General features: G+C 58.1%; 14 protein-coding genes and 1 pseudogene. 6 read left to right on the top strand and 9 right to left on the bottom strand.

What is annotated here, in order from left to right:
* Nucleotides 1-60: 60 nt before the first annotated feature.
* Nucleotides 61-786, bottom strand: a complete 726-nt coding sequence (locus AC07OJ_RS04515) for a gluconate 2-dehydrogenase subunit 3 family protein (protein ID WP_495094058.1) — start codon at nt 784-786, stop codon at nt 61-63.
* A gap of 533 nt (nt 787-1,319) precedes the next feature.
* On the opposite strand from AC07OJ_RS04515, the gene AC07OJ_RS04510 reads away from it, so the two are divergent.
* Nucleotides 1,320-1,463 (top strand): hypothetical protein, encoded by a 144-nt coding sequence (locus tag AC07OJ_RS04510; RefSeq protein ID WP_226939958.1) that lies wholly within the window; start codon nt 1,320-1,322, stop codon nt 1,461-1,463.
* Nucleotides 1,464-1,561: 98 nt separating this feature from the next.
* Here AC07OJ_RS04510 and AC07OJ_RS04505 read toward each other — a convergent pair whose 3' ends face one another.
* The gene (locus tag AC07OJ_RS04505) at nt 1,562-2,338 is read right to left on the bottom strand and encodes a hypothetical protein (protein WP_495094057.1); all 777 of its coding nucleotides are present in this window, start codon (nt 2,336-2,338) and stop codon (nt 1,562-1,564) included.
* A gap of 304 nt (nt 2,339-2,642) precedes the next feature.
* On the opposite strand from AC07OJ_RS04505, the pseudogene AC07OJ_RS04500 reads away from it, so the two are divergent.
* From AC07OJ_RS04500 to AC07OJ_RS04485, 4 genes and pseudogenes are all read left to right on the top strand, one after another.
* A pseudogene (locus AC07OJ_RS04500) lies at nt 2,643-2,831 on the top strand (helix-turn-helix domain-containing protein); the annotation flags it as partial.
* Between the two features lie 453 nt (nt 2,832-3,284).
* Nucleotides 3,285-3,605: a hypothetical protein gene (locus AC07OJ_RS04495; protein WP_065908350.1), complete on the top strand. Its 321-nt coding sequence runs from the start codon at nt 3,285-3,287 to the stop codon at nt 3,603-3,605.
* A 29-nt stretch (nt 3,606-3,634) separates the two neighbouring features.
* On the top strand, nt 3,635-4,069 hold the full coding sequence (locus AC07OJ_RS04490; protein WP_495094056.1) for a hypothetical protein: 435 nt from the start codon (nt 3,635-3,637) through the stop codon (nt 4,067-4,069).
* Nucleotides 4,070-4,141: 72 nt separating this feature from the next.
* On the top strand, nt 4,142-4,384 hold the full coding sequence (locus AC07OJ_RS04485; protein WP_065908353.1) for a hypothetical protein: 243 nt from the start codon (nt 4,142-4,144) through the stop codon (nt 4,382-4,384).
* 9 nt (nt 4,385-4,393) lie between these two features.
* Here the strand turns inward: AC07OJ_RS04485 and AC07OJ_RS04480 are convergent, their stop codons facing one another.
* The 4 genes from AC07OJ_RS04480 to AC07OJ_RS04465 form a co-directional block, all read right to left on the bottom strand.
* On the bottom strand, nt 4,394-4,603 hold the full coding sequence (locus AC07OJ_RS04480) for a hypothetical protein (RefSeq protein ID WP_065908355.1): 210 nt from the start codon (nt 4,601-4,603) through the stop codon (nt 4,394-4,396).
* Nucleotides 4,604-4,925: 322 nt separating this feature from the next.
* A complete protein-coding gene (locus AC07OJ_RS04475; RefSeq protein WP_495094055.1) occupies nt 4,926-5,960 on the bottom strand; it encodes a tyrosine-type recombinase/integrase in 1,035 nt (344 codons plus the stop codon).
* Entirely contained in the window at nt 5,961-6,176 is a 216-nt protein-coding gene (locus tag AC07OJ_RS04470) for a DUF4224 domain-containing protein (protein ID WP_083221485.1), read from the bottom strand.
* Between the two features lie 84 nt (nt 6,177-6,260).
* Nucleotides 6,261-6,755, bottom strand: a complete 495-nt coding sequence (locus tag AC07OJ_RS04465) for a hypothetical protein (protein WP_495094054.1) — start codon at nt 6,753-6,755, stop codon at nt 6,261-6,263.
* Nucleotides 6,756-6,885: 130 nt separating this feature from the next.
* Between AC07OJ_RS04465 and AC07OJ_RS04460 the strand changes: the two genes are divergently transcribed.
* A complete protein-coding gene (locus AC07OJ_RS04460) occupies nt 6,886-7,128 on the top strand; it encodes a hypothetical protein (RefSeq protein ID WP_065908359.1) in 243 nt (80 codons plus the stop codon).
* Nucleotides 7,129-7,163: 35 nt separating this feature from the next.
* On the opposite strand, the gene AC07OJ_RS04455 is transcribed toward AC07OJ_RS04460, so the two are convergent.
* The 3 genes from AC07OJ_RS04455 to AC07OJ_RS04445 form a co-directional block, all read right to left on the bottom strand.
* Nucleotides 7,164-8,456, bottom strand: coding sequence for a DNA-methyltransferase (locus tag AC07OJ_RS04455; RefSeq protein ID WP_495094053.1), 1,293 nt, complete (start codon nt 8,454-8,456; stop codon nt 7,164-7,166).
* A 49-nt stretch (nt 8,457-8,505) separates the two neighbouring features.
* The gene (locus AC07OJ_RS04450) at nt 8,506-9,021 is read right to left on the bottom strand and encodes a hypothetical protein (RefSeq protein ID WP_495094052.1); all 516 of its coding nucleotides are present in this window, start codon (nt 9,019-9,021) and stop codon (nt 8,506-8,508) included.
* A gap of 1,469 nt (nt 9,022-10,490) precedes the next feature.
* Nucleotides 10,491-12,146 carry a DNA cytosine methyltransferase gene (locus tag AC07OJ_RS04445; RefSeq protein ID WP_495094051.1) on the bottom strand — a complete coding sequence of 552 codons (1,656 nt, stop codon included), beginning with the start codon at nt 12,144-12,146 and terminating at the stop codon, nt 10,491-10,493.
* Between the last annotated feature and the right edge of the window lie 23 nt (nt 12,147-12,169).

Below are 12,169 nucleotides of genomic sequence, written 5' to 3'. Positions count from 1 at the left end.
AGCAAATCACGGTCAGTCGGCGATGATGGCCAGGCCTCATCGCTCAAATGTTCTGGGGACTCAAAGCGTGTTGTCGATCAGGCTGGTGGGGATGATGTTGAGCTTCTGGCCCTTCTTGGCGATGACGTCACGAAAGTCATAGCGCGCGCCGGGGAAGCCGAGCATCTTCCAGCTCGCCATGCCCTTGTTGCCGCCGTAGAGCGGGTCCGACAGAAAGCCTTCACGCACGTTGGCCAGCACTTGTTCGAAGATCTCCTTGGCGCCGTCATCAAACTCGGCTCCCACCTGCACGGCGTTCTTCTCGAAGCGGGTCAGTACCTGGTCCTGTTGCTCGCCTTGCAGCTGCACGAATGCCTTGCCGAATTGCGCCTGGCTGTCCGCGTCAATCGCGACCAACCCTTTGCGCCAGCGCTCGGCGGGGGTGAGTGCCGATTGGGTGCCTTGTTCAAAGGTACCTTTGACGAAGCGGCCCAGCCGGTACAGCGTGGCGCCCTTGCCGTAGTCGCCCGCCAGCTGGCGATCGATGAAGGTCGCGCAGCCGGCGTCCTTGCCGCCGATGGACAGCGCGTCGGTGGGGATCAGCCGCTCGGCGATGGCTTCGGCGGTCTGGAACTCATGTTGATTGAAAAACGCCAGGCCTCCCTGGCGGACCGGGGGCAGGGCCGGCAGGCTGGCAGTGCCTGGCTCCCAGGGTTGGCCGCCGGTGATTTCCGCAGCGCGGGCGGCGGGCAATGTCGAGGCAGCCGCCAGCGCTATGGCCGAGGATAAGAAGTCTCTGCGCTGCATGAAGGTTCCTTTGCGAGTCTGGCGCGTTTCCCGTGCGCACACGGCAGCGCCCGCAGGGTTTTATGCCTGCGACACTCACACCAACAGGGGCGGCGCGGGGGACGAGCGGGATGATTCAGAATGTTTCGATCTGGAGTTTAGGCGGCGACAAATCACGGTGCTATTAACAATTTTGACGTAAAACCCTCAAAAACTGACGCGTTGGGTCATCGCAAATCATTGATAGGAAACAGAATCTTTCCAGTGGCGGGATTTAACGGTTTCCACTGGAGGCTAAAAACGCCTGTGTGCGCCGGATCTGCTGGCATAGAGGGAGTACACGCATTGGTGACGCGACAGTAGGTTGCAGTGCAGACGGTTTCCCTTACCCGTTACCAGATGTTACCGCTCGTCGGAAAATGAGCACTATCAGAGAGTTGGAGCGGTCGATGTACTGCGAAGAATAATCACAGGTGGCTATGCGATCCCTAATTCTTGATATGCCGAATGGACGCGAGCTCGTTGAGGAACTCGATCTTGCGACCGAATTGATGATGTCCATTCCCATCGAATTGGTGGGCGGAGATGAGTGGCTGGAGGCTTTTGCCAGGCAACAGCGCGCCTTCAAGGAATGGCGCTCGTACCTGCATTGCAAGGCCAAACATTCGGTGTATGACATCGCCCGCAAGATTGCCTGAGGCAAGGCCTGGCGGGTCAAAAGCGTGATGTAGAGGCCATTGATAAGGGGTGTGCACGTGTGTTCACACCCCGTCCTGCAGGAAAAATGGCGCTGGCTTCAGGCCGTCGGCCTGACCCGGAAGGCCAGGAATACCGGGCCGTAGGGAAAGGTGCTGACTTCCAGCTCGTCCAGCGGGTTGAGCGTGTGCGTTCGGGCCCCTGCGTTGCTGTAGATAACATGGCTGCTGGACACCGCAATGTTGATCTTGCCGGCCGCCGCCTGGATCAGTGTGACCTTGAACCCTTCAATCACACCGTCGCCCAGCGTCAGCGTAACGTCCGTGTCGCTGATGACCAGGATCGACTTGCCCGAGTCGGCCATGGTCAGGGCCCTGCTGGCGGTGATCGAGACATTGGTGTGCACGTGCCCCCCAGCGTGGTAACTGACCATCCTGGGGTCTGCAAAGATGCGGCTGAAAGTCCCGACGTAATTGACACTGGCGCGCATGTCATCAAATTGCTCGATGACGTAGGTGCCGATGCTGCCGGAGACGTCGGCGTCGGCGTCCAGTGCCCATTTACGTCCCACCATCAGCCCGATCTGGGTGCTGGCGCGCACACCGGCACGCATCTCCTCGAGAAACAATTGGCTGATCTGGCCACCGCCCTTGCCCTGGGCATAGGTGAACCGTGCGATGGAGTGACTGTCCCCGGTAGGGCTGCCCTGGGAAGTATCGACCTCGTAGTCGATGAAGTCCGCCGAAACGACGGTGGTGGTCGTATTCGCGTTAGGCGCCCAAGTGAAATCCAGCACCCTTCCGGTCTTGACCTGCTCCAGCGTGGTGGTGGGCTGGGACGTCGTGGTCGAACCTGACTGCTTCAAATCATCGGTCATGATGCTCATCCTTAAGTGCAATGCGTGTGGGTGTGGGTCGAGCGATGAAGTGCGATTTGCGCGTGCCGTGCGACTATTGATTTGATCCAGCACGCGCCTCAGTAAAGCAGCATCCGTACGGCCTTGCCGTGGTTCAACCCGCGACGATAAAACGGCTCGACGCGTGCTCGCTTGATCTTGGTTCCTGGGGCGACAGGTTTTGCTGCTGAAGTCCGCCCAGGCGGCCATGACGACGCGAGCGCCACTCTGGAACTAAAAAACCACCGCCAGGCTCTCAGTTTTATCTTTTCGATTGGGATGAGTCATGAGCATTGGTGCAAGGTTGAAGGCGGAGAGACTGAGGCTGGGTCTATCGCAGTCAGAGATTGGAAAAATCGGCGGCGTCGAAGTGAACGCCCAGGGGCGTTACGAGAACGGCATCCGGCACCCGCGCGCGGATTACCTGGCCGAGGTGGCAAAAGTCGGGGTTGATGTACTGTTCGTCATCACCGGGCAGCGCGCGCAGAGCGGCGCTGATGATTCCCTGAAAGCCGTCGAGGCGTTGGACAGCGCCACCGAATGCCTGGAAAAGGCCAGGGAGCTGATTCATTGAGTCTCAGCGACCCCCCGCCCATCTCGGGCGCAGCTGCTACGCTTTGTTTGAAGGATTATGGACTTTCAACAAGATGACAGGACGTCATGGATAAGCGACTTGCAGGTCTCTCGTTTCTGCTGACCCTCGGCTGGGTAGTCGCCGTGGTGTCGGTCATTTGGTATTTCTACGAAAACTAGGCCACCTGCGCGTACGCAGCTGCCGGTGTGTGCCTGCTGACGGACCATTCGTTGTCACTCAGCGGCGACAAGGACACCCGTTCGGCGCAGGACCTTTTGCATCCAACCCTGAGTAGATGCCTGGCCAGCGTCTCGTCGTAGTGCCACTCCCTCTTCATGACTAAGGACGGTGATCATGAATTTCAAATGCGTGTTTTCCCTCCTGCTATTGGCCGGTTGCGCTTCGCAACCCAATCACCAAGGTGTCAATTGGGGGGAGGGCAGCTGCCCCAAACCAGCCCCTGAAGACGTCTCCGCCACTCACCACCTGATTATCCAGGATGGCAAAACCCTCAAGTGCCAAATCCGTCCATACGTATGGAACATGGCTTGCCAAGGAATCGTCGACGGAGAAACCGAAGGCGTTGTTTGCCAGGACGGCGGGGGCAACCAGATGATTTTCCTGTTCGATAAGAGCGGGGTGCTGACTACGCATCGCAGCCTGAGGGCAGGCTAGGATCGGATTCAAAAAGGATAGCGAATCATATGTACTCTAAAACGTCGTTGATATTGACGGGGCAAGCCGTCTTATTCATGTGCATGCTCGCGACCGGGTGTTCAACGCACAAAAACTCACATTCATTGCCGAATCTTGCGGGTGCACAAGGCACGCTCAAGCTCGCGCAACAGGCAATTTCAGCGTATGAGCGAGGCGATAAAGAACGATGGCAGTCACTGTTATGCCTTGAATCTGTTGATGACCCGCTGACGGGGTGGAATCAAATGCGTTCGCTGGTGGGTGATATTTCTGAAGTTAGATTGGTAAAGGTGTCTGAGGCATCAAACGCGGGTAATGGATCTGATGCAGACAGCTTTACCAACGTTGTTTATGAAGTGAAATCGCAGCATTACCCTCTTAAAACGCTTCTCCTGAAGTTTTTCCCTACTGAAAAAGATCAATGTGTGGGGTTGGTTTATTAGCCGGAGACAGCGGGCGGCCTGTTAATGTGTGCCGGCCCCTGCCAGAGCGCATCGGTGATTTCACGCTGAGGCATGACGGTTGATGGCGTATGGGGCGGTAAAATCTACACTTTTTGTTTTTTCAGGGAGATGAAAGAAATGTTCCACAGGTACGTACGCCCGGTTGGCTATGGTTTGGCGATAGTAGGCACCTTCTCACTGCTGTTTTCGGCGTTCGAGTTGTTTGCGGGAAGAGACACCCTGTTTGCCGTGGCTAAATCAGCTGTATTTGTTGCGCTTGGCATTTGGGTGATCAAGAACTCAGTAAAGGCCTGATACGCAGGATCACTCCGGTGACATCAGCACGGCCAGGGTGAGCTTGATGAACTCTTCGTTTTCATCGATGGTGTGCAAAGCGCTGCGCACGTTTTCTGCCACTTCAGCGGAACCGCGTTGCTCGACCCAGTTCGATAGCTCCATGACAGAAGCCTCGAGGGCCAGTTGGTTCTCGTAGAGTTTTGATAGCAGGGAGGGCAATAGATCTGAGTTTGGCATGGCTGATTCTCCGTGGATGTATCAGCGTAGCAGGTGGTGAAACAGGGACTTTGATTTGAGTCGGCAGAAGGCCGGGAGATGGGAATCGCGGAGCATAAAAAGAAAAGGGCCTGCATGAAGTTCATCATGCAAGCCCTTGATATCTTTGGTGCCCGAACCCGGAATCGAACCGGGACGCCCTTACGAGCGGGGGATTTTAAGTCCACATACAAAGATATATAAAACAGTAGGTTAGGGCGATTATCGGTCCGCAATTGTTTGCGCGGGCCTCGCTTGAAGCCCTTTGTTTTCAAGGGCTCATATTTTATTGCGGAACGAGTTTTCACTTCGTTGGCAGCACTTTCAGGCCTTTACGGCGCCGGATATATTGCTCCGTCATACCGACAGTTGTGTGCCCCAGCTGATCTCTCGCATCGCGAATGCTGCCTGTCGATTCCTCCTTGTCTGTAGCCGCTTTTGCACGAAGGTCTCGCATTTGAAACGCAGACTTTTCAATCCCGGCCTTCATCCTGGCCGCGTCAAATCTGCCTCTGAGCATGCTCACTGTCATCGCTTGGCCGTTGTCTATTACGACGAGTCTGGTTGATCGAATCTTGTGCCCCTTTTTCCTTTCCAGAATGCGGTCAATAACCACCTTCAGCTCTCCTACAACCTCAATGCGGCGTTTAGCGCTGGTCTTCCCTTGCTTGATCAGTAACTGGTTATCCAGCAAGTCACGTTCGTCCATCTTCAGCGTGTCGCCTATGCGCTGAGCTGTGAGGTAGAACAGGTCTAACGCGTCCTTGAGTGGCTGATCAGCGTGCAGGTACACCGCGGCAAACATTTCGTCTTCGACGTAGGTGTCCCGGCCTGTTTCCTTATTTCCTTTGATGCCCGCGCACGGGTTGGCAAGTGAGGTATAGCCGCTCTGACGGGCGAAATTCCAAATGGCGCTGAGCAGCGCCTTCTCTCGGTTGGCGCGAACCTTTGCTGTTTTCGACCGATAACGCAGGTACTGAACGACGTGCTTCGGCTCGATCGCCTCAAGAGGGCCAGGTGGGTCATTGAAAAAGATCAGAAGCTGCTTTAATTCCCTTAGGTTGTCTTTTTGGGTGGCTGAGGACTTAGTAGGCACAACCTCTTCCATGTACTTGTTTGCAACGTACTCAAATGTCAGTACGGCGCCGACGAGGGCACTCGCTGCGCGGCTCTTTTCAAGTCGGGCGTATTCAACGATAGCCGCGCCGTAGTCGGAACCCAGCGCGATTTCCTTTCTCGGTTTGTCGCCTGCATCGTAGTAGTAATAAACCCTTCCCCCGGAGCGCAGTCGCTTTCTCAGCCGGGGGATGCTGCCGGGGTTAGTGGGTCGTCGTGCCATTTACTGAATTCCCATCCTTGGTTGCCATTCGGTCTTTTCGGGCTTTCGTTCTTTAGGGCTGGCCAGCAGCGATGCCGATATTACGCATGGCCAACCGTTCCGTTTGATCGTGTGGCGTATGCCGTTTCGGGATAGAACTTGAATCTGGCCGGCCTTGGTTCTTGCGCCGGTAAGCTCGCAAACATCTTCGTGCGACAGGAACTGAATTCCGTCCATTTCTACCTCCCACTGCCCGTAGTGCGCAGTGTCTTGTCGTTGTTCATGGGGGGTGCCTTGCCGCGCTGGGCGGCAGAAGGTGGGTTAGGTTTTTGCTGCTTTTGCGTGCCCGACGCACACCTTGGTGGGTTCGCCTTCTGCGTCCAGGTGGGCGTGGCACATGAATCCTTTTTGGTCGTGGGCCATGAACTCCGCATCGCAAGTGGTGATGGGCGACTGATTAGCAATCGAGCCCAGCCGATATGCGCACCCGTGACAGGCGCCGGCCGGGTCGCACTTGCTGGCGATCATCACGCCCTGGCAGGCGCCGATGAGTGTTGGCAGGTTCACGCTGGTGAACTTGTCGGGGTGGACCCCGCATTCCTCGATCAGCACCTGGTCACTCATCTCCGCGCAGTTCTCCGCGACCGAGTTGGCCATGCCAATCAGTTGCGCCGTGAACTCAACCAGGCGCTGCGAGCCATTACGCTGCAGGTAGCTGGTCAGCGCCTCTCGCCGCATCGCCAAGTCGAACTGGGCAATGCCTGCCAGGTCCGTGGCATCGCTGCGTGTCATGCTGTATTCACTGTTTGCAGGCATGTCGATACCTCGCCCGCCGCTCACCGGCAGGCATGTAGGGGGATGGAGTAGTGGCGTTATGCCTAGATATCTGTGTTGTTGGGATGGGTGTAAAACGGGTATTCAACCCACCCAGTCGCCAGGAGGGCGCGTGCCTCATCAACTAGATGCGCCAATTGCGCACGCTTACCGCGGCCAAACGATGTTTCTCAAATTCGTCTGGCGGCGCCCAAACGACAATGCTCCGGTCACTGCCAAGATCATTGAGCAGGCGCCCATCCATGGCCTTGGCGAAGTCGCCGCCGAACTGACGGGACCCTGGCCCGATTACCCGGCCGCCCTTGATGAGGCGATGGCTGCTGCTGAGCGATGGGTCGACAGCCAGTTGCCTTGATGTAGTTCACCGGCAGGCATGTCGGGGGATTGGGGTTAGGCTGTTGCGAATAGATCGAGTTGGTCGGATTCAACCTTCTGCTCTTGCTGCCGGAGTACTTCGAATTCGATGCGCGCCCGGGCGATCGCCGCGTACTGCTCGTCAATCTCGCAACCGATGAATTGGAAGCCTTCACGCATCGCGGCTTTGCCGGTGCTTCCGCTGCCCATGAATGGATCGAGCGCCACGCCTCCGGCTGGGGTAACCAGGCGCAGCAGGTACGCCATCAGATCAGTCGGCTTGACGGTCGGGTGGGTGTTCCCCGTCGTCGGGGTGTTCTCGACCTTGCGCAGGGTGGTGCCTCGGGTGAACTGCGGGCCGGGATTGGTCAGTCCCTCATGCCGATCGGTACGACTGGTCTTGGCGCAGTAGAAAAACCGGGCTGCGCTGCCGCTGTCACCGTGGAAGGCGCCGGCCATGCGCTCGCGCAGGCCGCTGTACTTGACTGCGCCGCTGAAGCCGTTTGCCGTGGGTTCGTTGCCGGTCACCGGTGCCGATGCGCCCGCCTGAGTGGGGAACAGAGCGACGATTTCGGCAGTACCATCGTGGATCAGATTGGCGGGCCAGCGCCCAGATGCAGCAGTGCCACCACCGGCGTGCAGGTTGGTCGCGCCTTCTTCCTCGATCGATCGAGTGCCGTCATGGCCGCGATCGCCTGAGCAGTTTCGAGCATAGGCCGCGTCGACCACGCCGATCCGGCAGGCGTCGATGTTCAGCGCCCCGGTGCCGTGCACGGCGACATTGGCTGCAACCGTCCCGGTAAACGGCTTGCGGGCCATGCAGATGGGTTCGTGCGCAGGCTTCAGCGCAGTGCCCTTGCCTTTGTGCTCGCCCTTGAGGTTGTGCGACTTCGGAAAGCCCGAGCCGAACACCCACATGATCTGGTCGCGGATCTCGAAGCCAGCCATCTCGATGCCGACCGCCATATGGTGGTAGGTGCGGGCAGCGGCAAACGACAGCAGGTGGCCGCCTGGCTTGAGCACGCGCAGACACTCTGTGGCCCATTCAAGCGTGAAAGCCTGAAAGGCCCTCATACCGTCTGGCGTCAGGTCATACTTGCCGGCCTCGGCCGCGATCGAGCGATGTCCGCCATTCGGCCCACAAGCGCTAGCGTGTGAAGGCATGCTGGCCCGGTACGCGGCGCGGTTCTCGATGTCCTGGCCATCCCAGCTTTTGCCCATGAATCTTATGCCATAGGGCGGGTCCGTCACGATGCTGTCGACGCTATTGTCAGGCAGCGTCCGCATCGACTCAATGCAGTCGCCGATCAAAACGCGATGCTGTTTCATGGCTTGGGCCCCTTGTAGATGAAGACGTAGGCGAACCAGAGGGTGGCGATCATGGCGTCACCCGGCGCGCCCACTGCACATAGGGGCCATCATCCGTATCGAAGATCCCCATCAGGAACCACTCAGGGCCTGGCGATTCGGGATTCCAGGCGGTGCACGCAGCATCCTCGTCAGGAAGATCCTCGAGTTCGTCGCCAGAGTGCCAGCCTTTCAGTTCCAGACCTTGTTCCTTGACCCAGGCAATGTAGGGCGTCGGGTCTTCGCCTTCGCCAAAGCTCGGAATGTTCGGGTGATACCACCAGCCGCCTGCATCGCGCTTCACCTCGACCGGCCCGATCGGCTTGCTGCCGCTGTGCGCCTCACAGGGAGTGACGTAAACCACGTCGGAGTAATGCCCACCGCCAGAGCTGAATTCCATCTTGCAGCCGCACTTGGCGGGTTCGCTGTTGACGAACGTAATCTTTTGTTCAGGCATAACTTCGTCCTTGCCGCTATAGCGGCTGACTTTGAAGGGGGAGGGATGAATAAATATTTGTTGCGTGGTATTTCGTTCAGATTCGTTCAAGTCGCATAATCGCCGCCTAAATATCAGAGCGATTCAGATGAGAAACAGGGGCAAGGTTTTCTGGGACTGGGCGGACCCCGCTCTTCATACCCGATCCGTAGATGAGCGGCAGGCAGATGGCACCTTGCTGAACGTCCAGGTGCGAATGTCGCTTCTCGGAAGGACCGAGTTGTTTATTGGCGTTTACGGGGTGGATGAGAAGATGCTTTTTGAGGAGGCCCCTGAGTCAATACCCGGGGAGACAATGACAGCAGCTCTGGCTAGGGGGCTAGATATAGCGAGACTTAATGCCCCAAACGCTCTGCGGTCAATTTCTATCCGCAAGGCCGAGAAGCTTCCCAGAGCGGGATCCAAGCAATCGAAACGGTAGCTGGTCGACGACATGGAACGTTTATCACTAACGCTTAGTCCTCAGTTAGACGGGTACAACACGGAGTTTCCGGCTAGACCTGTCGCAAGGCGAACTGATGAGCGGAATCGATGACTTCAGATTCAAATCACACCATCTCCTTATTGAGCTTGATGCCGCTACTAGCACAATGATGATGTTGGTTTCATCGAAGGAGGTCGCAGGGGCCATTTGGGACGCTGCTACTCTGCGTCACCATCATGCCTTTGAGGCATGGAACTCCTTTCTTAACTCCCCCGAAAGCCTTTTAGACAATGTGACGCCGCCGGTTCAGTAGCGGCCGTTACTCGGTCATGGGCATTCACAAACGTCATTCTGAGGCATTCGGAGATCGGGAGGATCGTGCGGGCGCCCTTTGAATGGTCCAGTCCATCGGGGCTGCAATGTCTCGTCGCGCGCTGCCGGGCTGTCGGTCATTTTGGCGAATGCCGGAATGTTGAGGTCCCCCAGGTCGGTCTTGGCGCGCTGAGGTAAATTAGTTTCATTAGGAACCCTTGCCAATCCATGCGCGGTATTGGAAGGGAGCAACAGAGCAGTTAGAGTTCAGTGATTACCGGGGGAGGGTAATTATGAGCTGCTACATATGCGGAAATAACGTTGCGCCAATCGAACTGCCGGACATTGAGGAGTATCCGTGCCCTGCCTGCGGACGCTACCAGATTACCGACACAGCAGTTGCGCTACTTAAGCAGCATTCCTGGGCGTTCGATATCTACCTGGCACGACGATGGATAGCCGATCAACAAGATAGTTACACCACCCCAATAATCGATTCGAATATTGTCACCCGGCTTGTTTACGTCTAAGCGGTCTCCAGTAGGGAATTGCGCGCTTCCTTAGACGTTGGTGTCTTTGCCGGGCCATGCCCGGGCGGTGGAGTGGATTGATTTGAACTGCTGATTCCACCAGGTGCCGAAACAGCTACCACCCAGAGGACATAGCGATGAGTGAAGAAAAGAAGAAAGAGCCCGAGCAAGAAACCCCGGCGCATTCCACCGAGGAAGAGCGGGAGCGCCTGAAGGACTTCAACAAAGACGGCATACCGCCTGGCGCTTGCTAATCAGTCCGCCAATTGACGCAATAGCCGCCAGCCGATCCAGCGAACCACGGTGACGGCCTTGCTGTTGCCGATCGCCTTGTAGCGTGGGCCGTCCGGGCATTCGCTGGCTGGCTTGCCGCGCCAGGGGATCAGGGTGTAGTCGTCGGCCATGCCCTGCAGGCGTTCGCACTCGCGGGGAATCAGGCGCCGGACACTGCTAGATGAGACCAAAGCCTCGCTACCACCCCCAGCATCACCGAAGCTGCGACGAAGTGATGGGAGGCCCTGCCCGTAGTCGCTGATACCTCGCAGGACCGACACAATCGGCTGCCCGCGACCTGTTCCGTCTTCACTTCCGTCGAACCCTTCGGCTTTCAGCGTGTGCGTGATGTCGCCAGTGATGCAGACGGCAACCTGGCCGCCGGCGTTGGCGTGGCTGCCTGAGTGATTCATTGCGCGCAGGGTAGGGGCTATCTCACCGGCGTCAGCGCCGTGATCCTTGCAGGAGAATGCCAGCACCGCGTTTTCCTGGCCGTTGTTCCTGCCCAGGGCAAAGGCGAGCCTTTCGCTGACGCCGGGGTCTTGTGTGCCCTGCACTACCAGCAGGCCAGACTCGGCGTCCTGATTGGTCGCGCTGCCCGCCGCCTTTCCGTTGGCGTTGAGTGTGCCTGCGATCAAGTGCCCGGCCTGGGCCTGGTTGTCGTCAGCCCCGCACGTTCCAACACCGTTCGCTGTCAGTGCAGCTACTGGCTTGTCCTGAACAAAGAACGTCTCGCTGTCCAGGTCATTGCGGCCTTCATGGTGGGTGAGGGTGCCGGCCTTCTCGATTGATCCGGACATGCGCCCGGCGCCGAAGGCTGGGATGCCGCCGAACATAGATACCGCTGGCCCGAAGTCGCCTTCGCAGCTCGGGCAGCCATAGGCGCCTAACTGCTCGGGGAAGACGTACTCGCATCCCTCTCCGCACTGGAGCGCAGGGCCGAAAGGAGCTGTTCCGGTAACGTCCTGCCCCTGGCCTCGGCGCGGCGCAGTATCCCGGCGCACGCCCTCGCGCTCAAAAAGTACCTCGGTGGGATCGAACCCGTCTCGAGCACTTGCGACAACGAACACACGACGGCGTCGTTGGGCCAGGCCGAAATATTGGGCGTCCAGGACCCTCCACGCGATTGTTCTTTTGGGTCCATACACACAACCAGCGTCCTGCCACTTTTTCCCTGGAGGCTGCAGCTCGCAGTCTTCCCCAGCAAGCGCGCCAAGAAAGCATCCGAAGGCGTTCCCTTTGTCGCTGAGGACGCCGGGGACGTTCTCCCAGACGATGACGCTGGCAGGCTTTCGCTGGCCGGCGCGAACATAGTCAACTGCATCAGCAAGCTCCACGTATTTGATGGTGAGGGCGCCGCGCGGGTCGGTGAGGCCTTCGCGCATACCTGCGACCGAAAAGGCTTGGCACGGGGTGCCGCCGACCAGCACGTCCGGCGCCGGGATCTTGCTGGCCAGCACCAGGGCTGCCAGCTTCGTCATATCGCCGTGGTTCGGCACGTCGGGGTAGTGGTGAGCCAGGACCGCCGATGGGAAAGGCTCAATCTCGGCGAACCAGGCGGCGCGCATGCCCAGCGGGTGCCAGGCTTGGGTCGCGGCTTCAATGCCGCTGCACACGCTTCCGTAAGTGATGGGCATACTTAAACCTCGCTGGTATATTT

It is taken from the genome of Pseudomonas sp. GW821-FHT09C08 (assembly GCF_059418125.1).
This window is presented reverse-complemented; position numbering and strand designations above follow the sequence as displayed.

Coding starts and splice junctions, on each gene's coding strand:
- AC07OJ_RS04515 (WP_495094058.1), bottom strand. CDS start 786: ATGCAGCGCAGAGACTTCTTATCCTCGGCCATAGCGCTGGCGGCTGCC.
- AC07OJ_RS04510 (WP_226939958.1), top strand. CDS start 1,320: ATGTCCATTCCCATCGAATTGGTGGGCGGAGATGAGTGGCTGGAGGCT.
- AC07OJ_RS04505 (WP_495094057.1), bottom strand. CDS start 2,338: ATGACCGATGATTTGAAGCAGTCAGGTTCGACCACGACGTCCCAGCCC.
- AC07OJ_RS04495 (WP_065908350.1), top strand. CDS start 3,285: ATGAATTTCAAATGCGTGTTTTCCCTCCTGCTATTGGCCGGTTGCGCT.
- AC07OJ_RS04490 (WP_495094056.1), top strand. CDS start 3,635: ATGTACTCTAAAACGTCGTTGATATTGACGGGGCAAGCCGTCTTATTC.
- AC07OJ_RS04485 (WP_065908353.1), top strand. CDS start 4,142: ATGACGGTTGATGGCGTATGGGGCGGTAAAATCTACACTTTTTGTTTT.
- AC07OJ_RS04480 (WP_065908355.1), bottom strand. CDS start 4,603: ATGCCAAACTCAGATCTATTGCCCTCCCTGCTATCAAAACTCTACGAG.
- AC07OJ_RS04475 (WP_495094055.1), bottom strand. CDS start 5,960: ATGGCACGACGACCCACTAACCCCGGCAGCATCCCCCGGCTGAGAAAG.
- AC07OJ_RS04470 (WP_083221485.1), bottom strand. CDS start 6,176: ATGGACGGAATTCAGTTCCTGTCGCACGAAGATGTTTGCGAGCTTACC.
- AC07OJ_RS04465 (WP_495094054.1), bottom strand. CDS start 6,755: ATGCCTGCAAACAGTGAATACAGCATGACACGCAGCGATGCCACGGAC.
- AC07OJ_RS04455 (WP_495094053.1), bottom strand. CDS start 8,456: ATGAAACAGCATCGCGTTTTGATCGGCGACTGCATTGAGTCGATGCGG.
- AC07OJ_RS04445 (WP_495094051.1), bottom strand. CDS start 12,146: ATGCCCATCACTTACGGAAGCGTGTGCAGCGGCATTGAAGCCGCGACC.